The following is a 19498-nucleotide window of genomic DNA, read 5'->3' as shown; positions in this document are numbered from 1 at the left end:
GGCGCCACGACACACGGATCGGACAATGACGGACTCGCCACACGACACCCAGGACCGGATCGCGATCATCGGCATCGGCTGCCGGTTTCCCGGCGGCGTCCGCGACCACCGGAGCTTCTGGCGCAACCTGATCGAGGGCCGCGACTGCATCGTGCCGACCCCGACCGACCGCTACGACACCACCACCCTCGGCAGCCGGGACCGCGCGAAACCGGGTCGCCTGATCGGCGGACGCGGCGGATACATCGACGGCATCGACGAGTTCGACCCGGAGTTCTTCGGCATCAGCCCGCGCGAGGCCGAGCACATGGACCCGCAGCAGCGCAAACTGCTGGAGGTCGCCTGGGAGGCGCTGGAGGACGGCGGCCAGCTGCCCAGCCGGCTCGCCGGACGCGAAGTCGGCGTCTACGTCGGCGCGTTCACCCTGGACTACAAGATCCTCCAGTTCGCCGACCTGACGTTCGACACCATCGCCGCGCACACCGCGACCGGCACCATGATGACGATGGTGTCGAACCGCATCTCGCACTGCTTCGACTTCCGCGGCCCCAGCGTCTCGATCGACACCGCCTGCAGCTCGTCCCTGGTCGCACTGCACCTGGCCCGCCAGAGCCTGCTCCGCGGCGAGACCGAACTCGCCCTGGCCGGCGGCACCTTGCTGCACCTGGCGCCGCAGTACACGATCGCCGAGACCAAGGGCGGCTTCCTGTCCGCCGAGGGCCGCTCGCGCGCCTTCGACGCCACCGCCGACGGCTACGTCCGCGCCGAGGGCGTCGGCGTGGTGGCCCTCAAGCGCCTCTCCGACGCGCTGCGCGACGGCGACCCGATCCACGCGGTGGTGCTCGGCTCCGGCGTCAACCAGGACGGCCGCACCGACGGCATCACCGTGCCCAACCCGGACGCCCAGGTCACCCTGGTCCGCCGGGTCTGCTCGGAGGCGGGCATCGCGCCGGGCAGCCTGCAGTACGTGGAGGCGCACGGCACCTCCACCCCGGTCGGCGACCCGATCGAGGCGAAGGCGCTGGGCCGGGTCCTCGCCGACGGCCGGCAGCCGGGCGACCGCTGCTACGTCGGCTCGGTCAAGACCAACATCGGGCACACCGAGGCCGCCGCCGGCATCGCCGGGCTGATCAAGACGGTGCTCGCGCTCAAGCACCGCCGGATCCCGCCGCACATCAACCTGGAGCGGCCCACCGACGCCGTCGACTGGGCCGCGCTGCCGTTCGAGGTCCCGACCCGCGCGGTGGACTGGCCCGCGCACACCGGCCCGGCCCGCGCGGGCGTCAACTCCTTCGGCTTCGGCGGCACCAACGCCCACGTGCTGCTGGAGGAGGCCCCGGTCCGCCCGGCCGCCGCCCCGCCCGCGCGGGTGCCCGCCTGCACCGTCCTGCCGCTCAGCACCCGCGACCCGGCCGGGCTGCCCGAACTCGCCGCCGGCGTCCGGCAGGAGCTCGCCGCCGCCGACGGCCCGTCGCCGGCCGACCTCGGCCACACCCTGGCGCACCGCCGCGAGCACCACGAGCACCGGCTGTCCGTGGTCTACCGGCCGGACTCGCCCGAGTCGCTGGACGAGGCGCTCGCCGCCCACGCGAAGGGCGAGCCGCACCCCCGGGTGCTGACCGGCCGCCGCCAGGACCGCGCCCAGCGCCGTCTGGTGTGGGTGTTCACCGGCATGGGCCCGCAGTGGTGGGGCATGGGCCGCGGCCTGCTGGAGACCGAGCCGGTCTACCGCGCGGCCGTGGAGCGCTGCGACGCCGAGATCCGCCGCCAGGCCGGCTGGTCGTTGCTGGAGGAGATGGGCCGCCCCGAGGCCGAGTCGCGGATGGCCGAGACCTGGCTCGCGCAGCCCGCCAACTTCGCCGTGCAGATCGGCCTGGCCGCCCTGTGGCGCAGCTACGGGGTGCGCCCCGACGCCGTCGTCGGGCACTCCACCGGCGAGGCCGCCGCCTTCCACGAGGCCGGGGTGCACGACCTCGCCGACGCGGTCACCGTGATGCTGCACCGCAGCCGCCTCCAGCACCGGCTGGCCGGCACCGGCGCGATGCTCGCCGTCGGCCTGACCGAGGTGGAGGCCGCCCGCCGGATCCGCCCCTGGCAGGACCGGGTGTCGGTGGCCGCCGTCAACAGCCCGTCCTCCGTGACGCTCTCCGGAGACCGCGACGTCCTCGGGCAGCTCGCCGCCGAACTCGAACGCGAGCAGGTCTTCGCCCGCTTCCTGCCCGTCCAGGTGCCGTACCACAGCGTGCGGATGGACCCGATCCGGGACGAACTGCTGGACGCGCTGGCCGACTTGAAGCCGCGCCCGGCCGACGTCCCGCTGTACCTGACGGCCCGCGGGGGCCGCGCGCACGGCACCGAGCTGGACGCCGACTACTGGTGGCGCAACGTCCGCGAGGCGGTGCGGTTCCGCGACGCCGTGGACCTGCTGGTCGACGACGGCCACCAGCTGTTCCTGGAGATCGGCCCGCACCCCGTCCTCGGCCACGCGATCCGCGAGTGCCTGGACGCCCGGGACATCGCGGGCTGGACGGTGCCGTCGATCCGCCGCGAGGAGGACGAGCCCGAGCGCATCGCCCGGTCGCTGGCCGAACTGCACAACCTGGGCGTCGAGTTGGACTGGCTCACGCTGCAGCCGGGCGGCGACCCGGTGCCGCTGCCGGGCTACCCGTTCAAGCGCGACCGGTACTGGGTGGAGCCCGCGCCGGTGCAGCAGGTCCGGCTCGGGCGGCTCGACCACCCGCTGCTGGGCCGCCGCACCGCGAACGTCCGGCCCACCTGGGAGGTCCAGCTCGACCTGGAGCGGCTGCCCTACCTGGCCGACCACCGGATCGAGGACGCCGCGGTGTTCCCGGCGGCGGGCTACCTGGAGATGGCCGTGCAGGCGGTGCGGGCGCAGACCGGCGCCGACCGGGCGGTGCTGGCCGACATCGAACTGGCCAAGGCGCTGTTCCTCTCCGAGTCGCAGCCGCCGACCGTCCAACTGGGCTTCGACTCCGACGGCGTGACGTTCTCGATCGCCTCCGTCGGCGCCGAGCGCACCGTCCACGCGACCGGCGTGGTCCGCACCGACCAGCGCCGCGGCTCCGGCCCCGCGCCCGACCTGGAGGCGGTCCGGACCCGCTCCCGGCGGCGGCTCGCGGGGGCCGACTGCTACCGGGAGCTCGCCGAGCTCGGCTACGGGTACGGCCCGGCGTTCCAGCGCATCGAGGAGGTCTGGATCGGGCCCGGGGAGGCGCTGGCGCGGATCAGCCCGGCCGACGACCCGCGCCCGGTGGACGCGGACGCCGCGCACGTCCACCCGACCCTGCTGGACGCCTGCTTCCAGGCCCTGCTGACGCCCCAGCTCCTCGACCGGGAGGAGCAGTCCCGCGGCATCCGGCTGCCGCTGTCGATCGCCGAGGTCAGCCTCGACCGGATCGCCGACCGGCCGTTCTGGGTGCACGCGACCGTCACCGCCGAGGACGGCGACGAGCTGATCGGCGACCTCGCCCTGCACGCCGACGACGGCGCCCTGCTGGGCCGCGTCACCGGCTTCCGGGCGGCCGGCGTCGAGGGCGCCGCGGCCTCCGTGGGCCTGGCCGCCATCGACGGCTGGCTGGCCGAACCCACCTGGATCGACCGGGAGTTGGAGACTGCCGAGGCTCCCGCGCCGGAGCGGCTGGTGGTGCTCGCCGACGCGGGCGGCCTCGCCGAGGAGCTCGCCGCGCAGGTCCGCGGGCGCGGCGGCCGCTGCCACCTGGTCCGCCCGGGCACCGAGTACCGGTACGGCGAGGACGCCTCGACCGTCCGCCCCGGCGAGGCCGCCGACCTGCGCAAGCTGTTCGACGAACTCGACGACGGCTTCGCCACCGTCCTGCACCTGTGGAACCTGGACCTGCCGGCCCTGGACGCCGCCGACCGCGAGCAGTTGGAGCAGTGCGGCACCCGCGGCGGCTGGTCGCTGATCACCCTCGCCCAGGTGCTGCCCGCCGCCCGGCCGAACGGCCGGCTGCACATCGTCACCCGCGGCGCCCAGGCCGTCGTCGCGGGCGACCCGGTGGAGCCGCTGGGCGCGCCCGCCTGGGGCATCGGCCGGGTCCTGTGGCAGCAGGAACTCGTCGCCCAGCGCGGCAAGTTGATCGACCTGGGGCCGGTGCCCGAGCACCGCGAGGAGGCCGCCGCGCTGCTGCGGGAGCTGGCGGTCGCCGACGTGGAGGAGGTCGCGCTCCGCGGCGCGCTGCGCCGCACCTGCGTGCTGCGCCGGCCCGCCGACCTGACCAGGCCGCTGCCGCTGCGGCTGCGCGCCGACGGCAGCTACCTGGTGACGGGCGCGTTCGGCGCCCTCGGCCGGCTGCTGTGCCGCACGCTGGTCAAGCGGGGCGCGCGCCGGCTGATCCTGGTCGGCCGCACCGCGCTGCCCGCCCGCGAGCAGTGGGCCGAGGTCGACCCCGGCTCCCCGGCGGGCCGCCGGGTGGCGTTCCTGCGCGAGTTGGAGGCGCTGGGCGCGCACCCCGTCCCGGTGCCGCTGGACATCACCGACGAGGCCGCCCTCGGCGGCTGGCTGGCCGACCACCGGCGTCGCCAACTCCCGCCCGTGCGAGGCGTGTTCCACCTCGCCGGGCAGGTCAGGGACGCGCTGGTGCCGGAGCTGGAACGGGAGGTGTTCGACGCGGCGTGGGAGCCGAAGGTGCTCGGCGCGCACATCCTGCACCGGCAGCTGCGCGAGGAGCCGCTCGACCACTTCGTGCTGTTCGCGTCCATCGCCTCGCTGCTGACCACCGCCGGGCAGACCAACTACGCGGCGGGCAACGCCTTCCTGGACGCGCTGGCGCACCACCGCCGGGCGCTCGGGCTGCCCGCGCTCAGCATCGACTGGGGTCCCTGGGCGACCGGCATGATCGAGGAGCTCGGGCTGGTGGGCCACTACCGCGAGGCCCGCGGCATGAGTTCGCTGCCGCCGGCGGCGGGCATGGCCGTGCTGGAGCGGGTGATCGGCCAGGACCGCGCGCAGCTGCTGGTCGCCACCGTCGTCGACTGGCCGGTGTTCCAGGCGTGGTACGCCTCGCCGCCGGCGTTGGTGGCCGAGCTGGCGGCGGCCGCCGAGACGCCGCAGACCGCGCCGACGGGCGGTTTCGCGGCCGCGTTCCGGGCCGCCGCCCCGGAGGCGCGCCGGCCGCTGGTGGCCGAGCGTTTCACCGAGCTGGTGGCGCACGTGCTGCGGGCCAAGCCGGAACGGATCGACCCGGCTGCGGGCCTGAACAGCCTCGGTCTGGACTCGCTGCTGGCGATGGAGCTGCGCGCCCGCGTCCACGCCGAACTGGGCGTCGCGCTGCCGGTGGTGACGCTGCTGAGCGGCGATCCGCTGGACGAGCTGATCGGGCGGGTGCACACCGGGCTGCTGGAGTCGGCGGCCGACGGGCCGGTGCCGGAGGCCGAGGTGGAGGCGCACACCGACGAGGACCGCTACCCGCTGACGCACAACCAGAAGGCGCTGTGGTTCCTCAAGCACCTCAACCCGGACGCCTTCGCGTACAACATCGGCGGCGCCGTCGAGATCCGCACCGAGCTCGACCCGGAGCTGATGTTCGACGCCTTCCGGGTGCTGCTGGAGCGCCACCCCTGCCTGCGGGCCAACTTCGTACTGGAGGACGGACAGGCCGTCCAGATCGTCTCGCCCGACGCGCGCCCGGACACCGGCTGGTTCGACGTCCAGGACCGCCCGTGGGACGAGATCCACGACATGATCGTCCAGGAGTACCGCAAGCCGTACGACCTGGAGCGGGACCCGCTGGTGCGGCTGCGGCTGTTCAAGCGCGGGCCGGACCGCTGGGTCATCATGAAGGCGGTGCACCACATCGTCTCCGACGCGATCTCCACCTTCACCTTCATCGACGAGCTGTTCACCCTGTACGAGGGCCGGCGGCGCGGCCGCCCGGTGGAGCTTCCGCCGGTGCCCTCCCGCTACCTCGACTTCCTCAACTGGCAGAACCGGCTGCTCGCCGGGCCGGACGCGGGCCGGATGCTGGAGTACTGGCGCGCCCACCTGCCGGCCGAGACGCCGGTGCTGGGCCTGCCCACCGACAAGCCCCGCCCGTCCGTGCAGACCCACAACGGGGCGTCCGAGTTCTTCCGGCTGGACGAGGAACTCAGCTCCCGCGTGCAGGAGTTGGCGCGCGAGCACGACGTCACGCCGTTCATGGTGCTGCTCAGCGCGTACTACCTGCTGCTGCACCGCTACTCCGGGCAGGACGACATCATCGTCGGCAGCCCCGTCACCGGCCGCACCCGCGAGGAGTTCGGCTCGGTGTACGGCTACTTCGTCAACCCGCTGCCGCTGCACGTCGGGCTGGCCGACAGGCCGACGGTGGCCGGCCTGCTGGCGCGGGTCCGCGACACCGTGCTGGGCGGCCTGGACAACCAGGAGTACCCGTTCGTGCTGCTGGTCGAGCAACTCGGACTGCAGCGCGACCCGAGCCGCTCGGCGGTCTTCCAGGCGATGTTCATCCTGCTCACCCACAAGGTCGCCACCGACAAGTACGGCTACCACCTGGACTACATCGAACTCCCGGAAGAGGAGGGGCAGTTCGACATCACACTGTCCAGTTACCAGGACCGTGCGGACAACTGCTACCACTGCGTCTTCAAGTACAACACCGACCTGTTCGAGCCCGCGACGATGAAGCGGATGGCCGGGCACTACCGCAACCTGCTGGACGCCCTCACCCGCGCCCCCGGCGAGCAGCCCGCCGACCGGCTGCCGCTGCTCGACGCCGAGGAGCAGCGCCGGCTGCTGGAGCAGTGGAGCGGCGCGGGCCGCACCGAGCCCGCCGAGGCGCCGGTGCACGAGCTGATCGCCCGGGTCGCCGCCGAGCGGCCCGAGGACGTCGCCGTGACCCTGCCCGCCCCCGACGGCACCGCCCGCCGGCTGAGCTACGGCGAGCTCGACCGCCGCAGCCGCCGGGCCGCCGGGCAGCTGCGCGAACTCGGCGTCGGGCCGGGCTCGGTGGTGGCGCTCTGCCTCGACAAGTCGCCCGAGCTGATCGTCGCCCTGCTGGCGGTGCTCCGCGCCGGCGGCGCCTACCTGCCGCTGGACCCGGAGCACCCGGTCGACCGGCTCGCCTTCCTGACGTCCAACGCCGACGCGGCGCTGCTGCTCACCGACCGCCCCCGCCCCGACCTGGCCGGGCTCGCCCCCCGGGTGCTGACCGTCGACGAACTCGACCGCTCCCCCGGGAGACCGGACCCCGGGGTTGCCGTCGGCCTGGACGCGGCCGCGTACGTCATCCACACTTCCGGCTCCACCGGCCGCCCCAAGGCCGTCCGCGTCACCCACCGCAACCTGGCTTCGGTGTACGCCGGTTGGCGTTCCGAGTACCGCCTGGACAGCGAGGTCCGGGTGCACCTGCAGATGGCCGCCCAGTCCTTCGACGTCTTCACCGGCGACGTGGTGCGCGCCCTGTGCTCCGGCGGCAACCTGGTGCTGGTCGACCGCGACCTGCTGTTCGACACCGCCCGGCTCCACCGGACGATGGTGCAGGAGCGCGTCGACTGCGCCGAGTTCGTCCCGGCGGTCGCCCGCGGCCTGCTCGCGCACTGCGAACGCGAGGGCCACCGGCTGGAGTTCATGCGCCTGCTGATCGTCGGCTCGGACGCCTGGAAGGTCGAGGAGCACCGCCGCCTGCACGCGCTGTGCGGCCCCGGCACCCGGCTGGTCAACTCCTACGGGCTGACCGAGGCGACCATCGACAGCGCCTGGTTCGAGGGCCCGGCCGACGGCGTGGAGCCCGGCCGGATGGTGCCGATCGGGCGGCCCTTCCCGAACAGCGCGCTGTACGTGCTGGACCCGCACGGCGAGCCCGTGCCGCCCGGCGTGGCCGGCGAGCTGTGGGTCGGCGGCGCCGGGGTGGCCGACTGCTACGTCGGCGACCCGGAGCAGACCGCCGAGCGCTTCACCCACCGCACCCTCGGCGGCCGGGAGGTCCGCCTGTACCGCACCGGCGACCTGGCCCACTGGGCGGCCGACGGCACGGTGCGGCTGCTCGGCCGGGCCGACAACCAGGTCAAGGTGCGCGGCCACCGCATCGAGCCCGGCGAGATCGAGACCCAGCTCGCCGCGCTGCCCGGCGTCGCCCAGTGCGCGGTGACGGTCCGCCAGGTCGACGACGGCGGCGGCGTGCTGTGCGCCTACTACGTCCCCGAGCGGGGCGCCGAGCTCGACCCGCGCGCGCTGCGCCGGCACCTCGCCGACCGGCTGCCCGCGTACATGACGCCCTCGCACCTCACCGAACTGCCCGCGCTGCCGCTGACCCCGAACGGCAAGGTGGACACCGCCGCGTTGCCCTCGCCCCGGTTCGACCCGGGCGACGGCGAACCCGAACCGCCGACGACGCTGTTCGAGCTGCGGATGGCCGAGCACTGGAAGTCGCTGCTCGGGGTGGAGGCGGTCGGCCTGCAGCACGACTTCTTCGAGGCGGGCGGCAGCTCGATCAAGCTGATCGAGCTGATCCACCACCTGCGGGCCGAGTTCAACGTCTCCATCCCGGTCAGCCTGCTGTTCGAGTCCACCACGCTGCGCGGCATGGCCCGGACGCTGGAGCACGTCATCACCGGCCGGATCGCCGGCGCCCAGCCGTACCTGAGCTTCAACGCCGAGGACGGCGCGGGCGGGGCGGTGTTCTGCTTCCCGCCGGCCGGCGGGCACGGCCTGGTGTACCGGCAGATCGCGGCGCACCTGCCGGAGTACCGGTTCGTCGCGTTCAACTACCTGACCGGGGACGACAAGGTGGCGCGCTACGCCGACCTGATCGAGTCGTTCCCGGAGCAGGGCCCGTACACCCTGCTCGGCTACTCGCTCGGCGGCAACCTCGCCTTCGAGGTGGCCAAGGAGCTGGAGCGCCGCTCGCACCAGGTGCCGCACGTGCTGATCGTGGACTCCTACCGGATCGCCGAGGCGTTCGACCTCCGGCCCGAGCACCTCGACGCCTTCGAGCGGGAGCTGCGCGAGCACCTGCTGCGGCACACCGGGTCAGACCTGGTCGCCGAGGAGACCCTCAGCCAGGCCCGGGAGTACCTGCACTTCTGCAGCCGCACCCCGAACCTCGGCTCCGTCCGCGGCCTGATCTCGGTGATCTCCGACCAGGAGAAGGAACCGTTCTACGCGGTCGGCAACCAGGGCACCTGGCACGGCAGTTCGACCACCCGGACGACGGTGTTCCGCGGCTTCGGCAGTCACGCCGAGATGCTCGACCAGGACTTCGCCGCCCGCAACGCCGAGCTGACCCGCGGCATCCTGACGGGAGGTGCGACCGGTGCCGCACAGTGAGGACGGACCCCGGGTCATCGTCATCGGGGCCGGGCTCGGCGGGCTCGCCACCGGCTGCTACGGCCAGATGAGCGGGATGCGGACCAGGATCTTCGAGAAGCACGTCCTGCCGGGCGGCTGCTGCACCGCCTGGTCCCGCCAGGGCTACCTGTTCGACTACTGCATCGACTGGCTGATCGGCACCGCCCCCGGCAACGACGCCAACCGGATCTGGCGCGAACTCGGCGCCCTGGACGGCAAGACCATCACCAACTTCGAGCTGTTCAACCGGGTCGTCGACCGGCACGGCCGGGAGGTGAGCTTCTACAACGACCCCGACCGGCTGGAGCGCCACCTGCTGGAGCTCTCGCCCGCCGACGCCGCGCCGATCCGCGCGTTCTGCCGGGACCTGCGGCGCTTCGCCACGCTCGACCTGCACCCGTTCCTCAAGCCGTCCGCGCTGAAGACGCCCCGGGAGAAGCTCGCCACGGCGCGGGCGCTGCTGCCCTCGTTCCGGCTGCTGTGGCGGACGGCCGCGACCCCGCTCAACACCTTCGCCGACCGCTTCCAGGACCCGCTGCTGCGCCAGGCGTTCCGCAACATCCTCTTCCAGGACCCGGACGGCTTCCCGCTGCTGCCCTACCTGTACAGCATGGCCGCCGCCCGCAACCTCAACGCCGGTTTCCCGCAAGGGGGTTCGCTCGGCCTGGCGCGTTCGATCGAGCACCGCTACACCTCGCTGGGCGGCCGGATCGACTACCGCGCCCGGGTCGAACGGGTGCTGGTCGAGGACGGCCGCGCGATCGGCGTGGAGCTCAAGAACGGCGAGCGGCACTACGCCGACCACGTGGTCTCCGCCGCCGACGGCCGGACCACCATCTACCGCCTGCTGGAAGGGCGTTACACCGGCCCGCGGATCGACCGGCTCTACCAGGAGGTGCTGCACCAGCCGGGCACGCTGTTCCCCGCGGTGGTCTCGGTCTTCCTCGGCATCGACGGCGAACTCGACGCCGACGACCCGCACTGCACCACGTACCTGCTGCCCGACGAGCAGGCCGCCGAGCTGCCCGGCGTGCTCCAGGGCAGCCTGGTGGTGCAGCAGCGCTCGCGCTACTCGGACGGCTTCGCCCCGCCCGGCAAGTCGGTGATCCACTGCACGTACTTCAGCGACTACGACTACTGGAAGGCGCTGCGCGGCCGGGACCGCAAGGAGTACCGGGCGCACAAGCAGCGCGCCGCGGACGTCGTCCGGGCCTTCCTGGAGCGGCGCCACCCGGGCCTCGGCGCGCGGATCGACCTGATCGAGGTCGCCACCCCGGCCACCATGGAGCGCTACACCGGCAACAGCTACGGCAGCATCCTGGCCTGGAAGGCGTTCTCCGGCGCCGACGACCTGGTCACCAAGCTGATCAACCGGGACCGGATGCGGCTGCCCGGACTGAGCGGCTTCTCGATGGCCGGCCACTGGGCGAGCCTCGGCGGCCTGATCCGCGCGGCCTCCAGCGGACGGTTCGCCGTCCAGTACCTGTGCGAGGAACTGGGCCTGGAGTTCCGGGCCTGGGAGAGCGAGGACCAGGACCCGTGGCACCCCGGCAAGCTCGGACATCTGCCCCAACTCGCCCGCTGGAGCACGTCGGCATGACGGAACGCAGAGAGACCATGATCGTCATCGGCGCGGGCCTGGGCGGACTGTCCACCGGCTGCTACGCGCAGATGAACGGCTACCGCAGCACGATCGTCGAGATGCACGAGATCCCGGGCGGCTGCTGCACCGGCTGGGACCGCGGCGACTTCACCTTCGACTGCTGCATCAGCTGGCTGCTCGGCTGCGGGCCGGGCAACGAGATGCACCAGATCTGGCTCGAACTCGGCGCGCTGCAGGGCAAGCAGATGCGCCACTTCGACGTCTTCAACATCGTCCGCACCGCCCACGGCGAGGTGTACTTCTACTCCGACCCGGACCGGCTGGAGGCACACCTGCTCGGCATCTCCCCCGAGGACGCCCGGACGATCCGCCAGTTCTGCGCCGGCCTGCGCAAGTTCCGTGCGTGCCTGGCGAGTTACCCCTTCCTCAAGCCGGTCGGGCTGATGGGCACGGTGGAGCGGTGGCGGATGCTGGCCGGCTTCCTGCCGTACTTCAACGTGATCCGCCGCTCCATCGGCACCCTGATGACGGACTACTCGGCGAAGTTCCGCCACCCGCTGCTGAAGGAGGCGTTCAACTACATCCTGTACGAGCGCCACCCGGCCTTCCCGGTGCTGCCGTTCTACTTCCAACTCGCCTGCCACGCCGACCTTTCCGCGGGCGTCCCCGAGGGCGGCTCGCTCGGTCTGGCCCACTCGATCGAGCAGCGCTACCGGCGGCTCGGCGGCGAGGTGCACTACAACGCCAAGGTGACGGAGGTGATCGTCGAGGAGGACCGGGCGGTCGGCGTGCGGCTCAGCGACGGGCGCGAGCTGCGCGCCGACATCGTGGTCTCGGCCGCCGACGGGCACACCACCTTGATGGACTTCCTCAAGGGGCGCTATCTCGGCGACACCTACCGGGAGTTGTACACCAGCACCATCAAGCAGCCCGGCATGGTCTTCCCCGGCTACGTCACCGTCTTCCTCGGCCTGCGCCGCCCCTTCCCCGCGGGCGAGCCCTGCACCACCTACCTGCTGGACGAGGAACGGGCCGCCGCGCTGACCGGCATCCGCCACCCCAGCATCAACGTGCAGTTCCGCAGCCGGCACTACCCCGAACTCTCGCCCGCCGACTCGACGGTGATCTACGCCAGCTACTTCTGCGACATCGCCCCCTGGCGGGCCCTGAGCACCGGCCCGGAGCAGCAGAGCCGGATGCGCCGCGGCGAGGAGCTGCACACCCTGCCCACCGGGCGCGGGCGCGCCTACCAGACCGCCAAGCGCCAGGCTCGGGACACCATCGTGGACTTCCTCGACCAGCGCTACCCGGGCCTGAAGGCGGCCGTGGCGGTCAAGGACGTCTCCACCCCGCTCACCCAGGTCCGCTACACCGGCAACTACGACGGCACGGTGCTCGGCTGGCAGCCGTTCGTGACCAGCGGCGAGACGTTGGAGGAGGAGATGAAGCGCAACGGCCCGACCCTGCCGGGCCTGCGGAACTTCTACCTGTCCGGGGTGTGGGCGACCACCGGCGGCCTGATCCGGGCCGCCGCGGCCGGCCGCCACGTCATGCAGTTCATCTGCCGGGACGACGCGCGGGAGTTCCGGGCCGAGATCGACCGCAACGCGCCACCGCCCACCCATCTCGTCGTTCCCGTAGGCCGTTGAGGAGAGCAGCACTGTGCAGATCGCCAAGTGGGTCGTCCAGGAACACCTCGACGGAGTGCCCGACGTCGACCGGGTGTACCGGAAGGTGGTCGAGGAGGTCGAAGTCTCCCTCGGGGACGAGGAGATGCTGTTCCGCACCCGCTACCTCTCGCTCGACCCGTACCTCCAGGGCATCACCCTCGACACCCCGCTCGGCGACCTGATGGGCGGCGACGCCGTCATGGAGGTGCTGGCGGCCGGGCCGCGCGCCCGGTTCGCGGTCGGCGACCTGGTGCAGGGCTACGGCGGGTGGTGCACCCACCTGATCGGCACCGGGGAGGCCCGGCCGTGGCAGACCGGGACCTTCCCGATGATCTTCCCGGAGTACCGGCGGCTCGACCCCGCGCACTACGACGAGGCGCTGCCGGTGAGCACCGCGCTGGGCATCCTCGGCAGCCCGGGCATGACCGCCTGGGGCACGCTGACCAAGTTCATGACCGTCCGCCCCGGCCACACCGTGCTGATCAGCGGCGCGACCGGCGCGGTCGGCTCGCTGTTCGGGCAGCTCGCGGTGCGGGCCGGGGCCCGCGTCCTCGGCACCACCAGCTCCGAGCAGAAGGCCGACTACCTGGCCGACCTGGGCATCGAACCGCTGGTCTACCGGCACGGCGACGACCCCGAACTGGTCGGCGAGCTGCTGGGCAAGGCCGCGCCCGACGGCATCGACCGGTACCTCGACAACCTCGGCGGGGCCGTCACCGACGCGGCGTTCGCCCTGCTGAACGTGCACAGCGAGGTCGCGGTGTGCTGGCAGTGGGCCACCCAGGTCGGCAACGACCACACCGGGCCCCGGCTGCTGCCGTACATCCTGTTCCCGCGCACCACCATCCGCGGCATCTTCGCGCCCGAGTGGTTCACCGAGCCCAACTGGGCGGCGCTCCGCGAGGAGGTCGGCGGCCTGGTCCGCAGCGGGGAGATCTTCTATCGGCAGACCGTCCACCGAGGCTTCGACGCCGTCCCCGCCGCCTACCGCAGCCTGTTCGACGCCGACCGCTCCCGCAACCGGGGCAAGGTCGTCGTCGAACTCTGAGCCGTACCGACCGACGTGTGCAACCGACAGGAGTAACCGTGCGACCGTCCCGGAAGTTCGGACAGGTCATCACCCGGGGCCCGACCCCCGGGGACACCGCGCTGCCGCCCGCCCTGCCCTACCCCGACGGCTGGGCGGCGCTCGCGTTCGGCGCGGAGCTCCGGCCCGGCACCGTGCTGACCCGTCAACTCGCCGGTGAGGACGTGGTGCTGTACCGGCAGCGCGACGGCCGCATCCGCGCGATCCGCCCGTACTGCCCGCACCTGGGCGCCCACCTCGGCCTCGCCGCACTCGACGGCAACGACCTGGTCTGCCCGTTCCACCGCTTCGCCTTCGGCCCCGACGGCCGCTGCGTGCGCACCGGCTACGGCACCCCGCCGCCCAAGGCCGCGCTGACGCAGCTGCCGGTGCGCGAGGTCAACGACGCCGTCTTCGTCTGGCGGCACCACGACGGCCGCGAACCGGACTGGGAGATCCCCGCCTGGCACACCCTCGGGAACCTGCCCGCCCGGCACGCCGCCTGGGAGATGGCCGGCTACGCGCAGGACGTCATGGAGAACGCCGTGGACGTCGGGCACTTCCAGACCCTGCACGGCTGGTCGCAGGGCGAACTCGCGGCGCCCGTCTCCTTCGACGGCGTCACCTTCCACGTCTCGATGCGCGTCCAGGAGCAGTTCCCGCTGATCGGACGGCGGCAGGTCGACATCGAGGTCGACGGCTACGGCCTCAGCTGCCTGCACACCGACATCCACACGCCTGCGCTCGGCCTGAAGATGTGCTCGCTGGTGATGGCCACCATGACCGCGCCGGGCCGGATGCAGTTCCGGCAGGCCAGCCGCTTCCTGGTGACCGAGCCGGCCAGTCTGCCGCCGGGCCTGGCCCGGGCGGTGAGCCGGTCGGTGACCCGGCTGCTGGCCGGGCCGATGTTCAGGTTCAGCTGCGCGTTCACCGCCGCGGACTTCCCGATCTGGTCGACCAAGCAGTACCTGGCCCGGCCCCGGCTGGCGTCCGGGGACGGCCCGATCGGCCCGTTCCGGCGCTGGTCGCGGCAGTTCTACCCGCCGGTCTCCACCGAGCCGCTCCCGCTGCCGACCACGCCGCTCGCCCCCGTCACCCCCGTCGTTTCCGTCGTTCCCGAAGGAGGACACCAGAATGGCCAGACCACCCGAACCGGGCACGCCCGCCCCTGACTTCGCCCTGCCCGGCCTGCACTTCGACGGTGAGACCGCGCACCGCCGCGAGTACCGCCTCTCCGACGCCAAGGGCAGCCCGCTGGTGCTGGCCTTCTACCCCGGCGACGACACGCCGGTCTGCACCCGCCAACTCTGCTCGTACAACAGCGAGCTGGACCGGTTCGTCGGGATCGGCGCGACCGTCTGGTGCATCAGCGGCCAGGACCTCGACAGCCACGAACGCTTCGCCCGCCGCCGCGGACTTCGACTGCCGCTGCTCACCGACGCGGGCGAGGCCGTCGCCAAGGCCTACGGCATCACCGCCCCGGGAATCGGCCTGCGCCGTTCCGTTTTCGTCCTCGACGCCAACGGGGCTGTTCACTGGCGGCACGTGGCGCTGGCCGGTCTGACATTCCGGCGACCCGACACGCTGCTCGAACAGCTCGCCCGGCTCAACTCCTCTCCGGCGGCGCGAAACTGAACATCTGGCTTCCGTCCGGCCCGCCCGGCGACGCCCGTCCGCCTTCGCGGGCGTTCCAAACGCGAGATGGATCACGGTCGGCGTTCACCCGCCGTTACGTGCCGGCGGCTAGCTTGGTCCCCGTCCGCCGCCGATCCGCGCGGCGGGCGGGTTGCAGGAGGGGGCATCGGATGAACGGAACCATGCGGAAGTCGGCCAAGGGCGCCGTCGCGATCGCCGCGGCCGCGGTGGCCGTGCTCGGCGCGACGGGCACCGCCTCGGCGAACACCACCCAGGGTCTGCTGGGCGGCCAGAGCCTCAACATCGGGGACTCGGTGGTCAGCAACAACAGCGGCAGCACCTGGTTCGAGCTGACGCTGCAGTCGGACGGCAACCTCGTCGAGTACCGCTGGGACGGGGGCAGCCGCCGGGCGTGCTGGGCGACGAACACCAGCGGGTCGGCCGCGCACCACGCCACCTACCAGACGGACGGCAACTTCGTGCTGTACACCCAGTCGGGGTCGGCGCTCTGGTCGTCGAGCTCCTCGGGCACGGCGGTCATCACCGTCAGCATCAACTCCAGCGGCTACCTGTACGTCGGGCAGAAGAAGATCACCAACGGCTGCTGACGTCTTCCCCCCCGGCCGGTCAGCGGCCGACCTCACGGGCGCGGAAGTCGTCGACGGTCTCCCGGCGGACCAGCAGGCGCAGCCGGCCGTCGCGGACGGCGGCGACGGCCGGGCGGCCGACGTGGTTGTAGGTGGAGGCCATGGAGAGCTGGTACGCGCCGGCGGCGGGGACGGCCAACAGGTCGCCCGGGCGCAGGTCGGCGGGGAGCGGGGCGTCGCGGGCCAGGACGTCGCCGGCCTCGCAGTGGCAGCCGACCACGTCGAACGGGCGGGTCGGGGCGGTGTCGGGGCGGCCGAGCGCGCGGACCGTGTAGGCGGAGCCGTAGAGCGCGGGGCGGGGGTTGTCGCTCATGCCGCCGTCGACGGCGGCGAAGGACCGTCCGTCGGCGGTGTGCTTCACGGACAGCACCCGGTAGACGGCGACGGCCGCCGGGGCGGCGATCGCCCGGCCCGGCTCGACCGTCAACTTCGGCTCGGCGAGGCCGAGTTCGGCGCAGCGGGCGGCGAGGTGGGCGGTGATCGCGGCGGCGAAGGCGACGGGGTCGAGTTCCGGGTCGCCGGGGAGGTAGCGGACGCCGTGGCCGCCGCCGAGGTCGAGTTCGGGCAGTTCGACGCCGTGCCGGTCGCGGATGAGGGCGAACAGTTCGACCAGGCGGTCGAGGGCGGCGAGGTAGGGTCCGGTGTCGGTGATCTGCGAGCCGAGGTGGCAGTGCAGGCCGGCCAGCCGGAGGCCGGGTTGGGCGAGGACGCGGCGGACGGCCTCGACGGCCTCGCCGGCGGCGATCGAGAAGCCGAACTTCTGCCCGTCGACGCCCGTCCGGACGGCGCGGTGGTGCCCGGCCGCGACACCGGGCAGCACGCGCACCAGGACGCGCTGCGGGGTGTCGGCGACGGTCAGGGCGGCCAGGCGGGGGATCTCGGCGAGGTTGTCGACGACGATCCGGCCGACCCGCAGGCGGCGGGCCAGCCGCAGTTCCTCCGGGGACTTGGCGTTGCCGTGCAGCAGGATCCGCTCGGGCGGGAAGCCCGCGGCGACGGCCAGGCGCAGTTCGCCGGCCGAGCAGACGTCCAGGCCGAGGCCCTCCTCGGCGATCCAGTCGGCCATCGCCGTGCACAGGAACGCCTTCGCGGCGTACAGCACGTCGGCGTGCGGCAGGGCGCGGCGGTAGGCGCGGGCGCGGCGGCGGACCTCGTCCTCGTCGAGGACGTACAGCGGGGTCCCGAAGCGGTCGGCGGCCTCCCGCAGGGCGACGCCGCCGAGCCTCGGCTCGCCGCCGTCGCGGCCGGTCGTGGCGGACGCGGGCCAGGGGCTGCCGAGCGGTACGCGTGCCGGGGCGGCGGCGGTCTGCTGCGGGCGGTCGGACAGGGTGGTCATCGCGGGGGTTCTCCTGCGTCCGGAGGGGAGGGGCGGTGCTGCGGGGTGCCGTCAGTCCTCGTAGTGCAGGGTGAAGCGGCAGTGTCCGGCGGCGGGGCGGCGGAGCGGCTCGGGGTCCCGGCGGGTGGCGGCGGCGGTGCCGGTGGCGCCGGTGTCGGGGACGGAGTCGCGCAGCAGGCGGCGGAGCGCCGCGTCGTCGATCCGGGCCGGGCGCGCGGGGGCCGCGGGCGCTTCGGGCGCTTCGGGGGCGAGTTGCAGGTCGGTCATGGCGTGATCCCTCGGGGGGGCGGGGGGAACCCTCGGACGGGTTCCGCCGGTGCCTCCAGTTCACGCCCGCCGTCGGCCGGGCGCACCGGTTCTTGACGCGGCGGCTACACCGATCGGGTCTGCCCTGACGGGACGTTGACGTCCGGTCCCCGGGCCGCGTCAACGCGCCGTACGGATCGCACCCCGCCCGATCAGGAACGCATCAGGGAGGTGCCGCGGGCGGCGGCGGGCGGGGATAGCGTCACTGCTGCGCCCGCGAGCGGCGCGTCGTGTCCCGGCCGTTGTGTGGAGGATGCCGTGAAGCAGCAGCTGTACCCAGAGCTCTCGAAGCCTTCGGAACGCGTCCCGGCCGGACGGCTGGTGGTGCCCGTCCGGCCGGGCCCGGCGGGCCTCACGGTCCGCGTCTTCCGTACCCCTCTCGGTGACCGCACCGCGGTCGCCTTCTCCGGCGTGCCGCGTCTGGTCGCCGTGCTCGGGCCCGATCAGCCGTGGGTGGTGCTGGCCGAGCCCGCCGTGCGCGCGCTGTTCGCGCCGCTGGGCGTGACGGCGCTCACCGTCGATCCGCAGCTGGCCGCGCCCGCGCCGCAGCCCTGGCCGGCCCGCGCGGACCTGGCACTCCCCCGGGAACGCTCGCGCGCCGCCTGAGCGGCGGGCGCCGTCACCTCGGGGCGCGCCGGAGGCGGGGGCGGCGGAGCATCAGCAGGACGGCGCCGGGGAGCACGACGGCGTCGACGCAGATCAGCAGGAGGTTCCAGGCCCCGTCGATCGCGTGCTGGTGGGTCGTCCCGCCGTCGTCGGCGGGGGCGGCGACGGGGCGGGCCTCGGTGGAGGCGCCGACGCCGAAGGCGGTGGTGCCGGAGACCTCGCGGCCGCCGTCCAGGACGAGCCGGTAGGTGACCTGGTAGGTGCCGCGGGCGTTGATCCGGACCCAGGTGGCCACCCGGTTGCCGTCCAGCCGGGGTTGGCCGTCGGTGACGGGTTGGCCGTCGGGGGCGTTGACCTGGAGGAAGATCGAGCCGGGCCGGAAGTCGTCGCCGGAGAAGGTCAGCGCGACCTCGGCGGGGGCGTGGGTGAGGGAGCTGCCGTCGGCCGGGGTGATGCCCGACAGCCGGACGGGCTGTCGGGCACTGACCCAGAGGAGTCCGACGACGAGCAGGACGGCGACTCCGGTGCCGAGGGCGACGGCGCGCTGGAACGGCCGCGTCGAGCCGGCGGTCGTCACGCGGCCGCCACGGCCTCGTGGCGGTGGACGGCGTGCTGGCAGCTGCACGTCATCGCGGACAGCTCCTGCCGGTTCGGGCGCAGGTGGTAGTACATCGCGATCACCATCGGGATGAACACGATCGTGTTGTAGAACAGGTGCAACTCCACGCGGGGGAACACCAGTTGGAGCACCGAGGTGGGCACGGCCTTCCCGAACAGGAAGTGCCCGGTCTGGGCCTGCAGCAGCAGGAGCAGGTGCTCGATGTGGTGCCAGAACTGGATGCCCAGCGCCACCGTCCACCAGGTGCGGCCGCGTCCGACGAAGCCGGGGCGCAGCAGGAACAGGCCGATGATCATGATCAGGGCGTAGCCGTAGTGCATCCACTCCGAGGTCACCAGCCACGGGAACTCCTGGCCGAGCAGGCCTCTGGCCTTCGGGATCGGCCGGCCGAGGCCCCAGATCTGGTAGGCCTGGGCGATGTGTTCGGCCCAGTGGGCGAGCACCACGACCATGAAGGTGTTCAGTGCGGCGCGGTGCGAGCTGTTGTTGAGTCGCGCGAGCAGCCCTTGCGGGGCGCGGCGGGACGGGGCGGCGTGTGTGGTCATGGGTGTGGGTCTCCTACGCGGGGAGGGAGGCAGGGAGCTCTCGTGGCGCGCGCGGGGGTGGCCGCGCGCGTGCCCCAGCGTGGTGGCCGCACCCCGGGGAGGGCTTCTCCGAGCGTGCTCAAGTTGCCCGGACATCTCCCTGA

12 protein-coding genes are annotated in these 19498 nt (G+C 73.3%); 8 read left to right on the top strand and 4 right to left on the bottom strand.

Annotation, left to right across the window (positions count from 1 at the left end; genetic code table 11):
- Positions 1-25 precede the first annotated feature (25 nt).
- From ACFV4P_RS15005 to ACFV4P_RS14975, 7 genes are all read left to right on the top strand, one after another.
- On the top strand, positions 26-9301 hold the full coding sequence (locus ACFV4P_RS15005) for an amino acid adenylation domain-containing protein (RefSeq protein WP_380471085.1): 9276 nt from the start codon (positions 26-28) through the stop codon (positions 9299-9301).
- Positions 9288-10922: a phytoene desaturase family protein gene (locus tag ACFV4P_RS15000; protein ID WP_380471083.1), complete on the top strand. Its 1635-nt coding sequence runs from the start codon at positions 9288-9290 to the stop codon at positions 10920-10922. Before ACFV4P_RS15005 ends, ACFV4P_RS15000 begins: the two co-directional genes overlap by 14 nt.
- Positions 10923-10939: 17 nt before the next feature.
- Positions 10940-12574 carry a phytoene desaturase family protein gene (locus ACFV4P_RS14995; RefSeq protein WP_380471434.1) on the top strand — a complete coding sequence of 545 codons (1635 nt, stop codon included), beginning with the start codon at positions 10940-10942 and terminating at the stop codon, positions 12572-12574.
- Positions 12575-12587: 13 nt separating this feature from the next.
- Positions 12588-13643, top strand: coding sequence for an MDR family NADP-dependent oxidoreductase (locus tag ACFV4P_RS14990; RefSeq protein WP_380471081.1), 1056 nt, complete (start codon positions 12588-12590; stop codon positions 13641-13643).
- 38 nt (positions 13644-13681) lie between these two features.
- The gene (locus tag ACFV4P_RS14985; protein ID WP_380471080.1) at positions 13682-14833 is read left to right on the top strand and encodes a Rieske 2Fe-2S domain-containing protein; all 1152 of its coding nucleotides are present in this window, start codon (positions 13682-13684) and stop codon (positions 14831-14833) included.
- Positions 14796-15296 (top strand): peroxiredoxin, encoded by a 501-nt coding sequence (locus ACFV4P_RS14980; protein ID WP_380471078.1) that lies wholly within the window; start codon positions 14796-14798, stop codon positions 15294-15296. Before ACFV4P_RS14985 ends, ACFV4P_RS14980 begins: the two co-directional genes overlap by 38 nt.
- A 170-nt stretch (positions 15297-15466) precedes the next feature.
- Positions 15467-15904: a hypothetical protein gene (locus ACFV4P_RS14975; protein WP_073812794.1), complete on the top strand. Its 438-nt coding sequence runs from the start codon at positions 15467-15469 to the stop codon at positions 15902-15904.
- Positions 15905-15923: 19 nt separating this feature from the next.
- On the opposite strand, the gene lysA is transcribed toward ACFV4P_RS14975, so the two are convergent.
- Complete coding sequence (gene lysA, locus ACFV4P_RS14970; RefSeq protein WP_380471076.1) at positions 15924-17279, bottom strand: diaminopimelate decarboxylase; 1356 nt, start codon at positions 17277-17279, stop codon at positions 15924-15926.
- A gap of 51 nt (positions 17280-17330) precedes the next feature.
- Positions 17331-17546 (bottom strand): hypothetical protein, encoded by a 216-nt coding sequence (locus tag ACFV4P_RS14965; protein WP_380471074.1) that lies wholly within the window; start codon positions 17544-17546, stop codon positions 17331-17333.
- Between the two features lie 297 nt (positions 17547-17843).
- On the opposite strand from ACFV4P_RS14965, the gene ACFV4P_RS14960 reads away from it, so the two are divergent.
- Complete coding sequence (locus ACFV4P_RS14960; RefSeq protein WP_380471072.1) at positions 17844-18191, top strand: SAV_915 family protein; 348 nt, start codon at positions 17844-17846, stop codon at positions 18189-18191.
- A 13-nt stretch (positions 18192-18204) separates the two neighbouring features.
- On the opposite strand, the gene ACFV4P_RS14955 is transcribed toward ACFV4P_RS14960, so the two are convergent.
- On the bottom strand, positions 18205-18768 hold the full coding sequence (locus tag ACFV4P_RS14955) for a copper resistance protein CopC (protein WP_380471070.1): 564 nt from the start codon (positions 18766-18768) through the stop codon (positions 18205-18207).
- Positions 18765-19355 carry a hypothetical protein gene (locus ACFV4P_RS14950; protein ID WP_380471068.1) on the bottom strand — a complete coding sequence of 197 codons (591 nt, stop codon included), beginning with the start codon at positions 19353-19355 and terminating at the stop codon, positions 18765-18767. Before ACFV4P_RS14950 ends, ACFV4P_RS14955 begins: the two co-directional genes overlap by 4 nt.
- Positions 19356-19498: the final 143 nt, after the last annotated feature.

This window comes from Kitasatospora sp. NPDC059795, assembly GCF_042732175.1.
Taxonomy (GTDB): domain Bacteria; phylum Actinomycetota; class Actinomycetes; order Streptomycetales; family Streptomycetaceae; genus Kitasatospora.
This window is presented reverse-complemented; position numbering and strand designations above follow the sequence as displayed.

Excerpts from the sequence above, each read along its gene's own strand:
- ACFV4P_RS15005 (WP_380471085.1), top strand. The coding sequence starts at position 26 with ATGACGGACTCGCCACACGACACCCAGGACCGGATCGCGATCATCGGC.
- ACFV4P_RS14995 (WP_380471434.1), top strand. The coding sequence starts at position 10,940 with ATGATCGTCATCGGCGCGGGCCTGGGCGGACTGTCCACCGGCTGCTAC.
- ACFV4P_RS14980 (WP_380471078.1), top strand. The coding sequence starts at position 14,796 with ATGGCCAGACCACCCGAACCGGGCACGCCCGCCCCTGACTTCGCCCTG.
- ACFV4P_RS14975 (WP_073812794.1), top strand. The coding sequence starts at position 15,467 with ATGAACGGAACCATGCGGAAGTCGGCCAAGGGCGCCGTCGCGATCGCC.
- lysA (WP_380471076.1), bottom strand. The coding sequence starts at position 17,279 with ATGACCACCCTGTCCGACCGCCCGCAGCAGACCGCCGCCGCCCCGGCA.
- ACFV4P_RS14965 (WP_380471074.1), bottom strand. The coding sequence starts at position 17,546 with ATGACCGACCTGCAACTCGCCCCCGAAGCGCCCGAAGCGCCCGCGGCC.
- ACFV4P_RS14950 (WP_380471068.1), bottom strand. The coding sequence starts at position 19,355 with ATGACCACACACGCCGCCCCGTCCCGCCGCGCCCCGCAAGGGCTGCTC.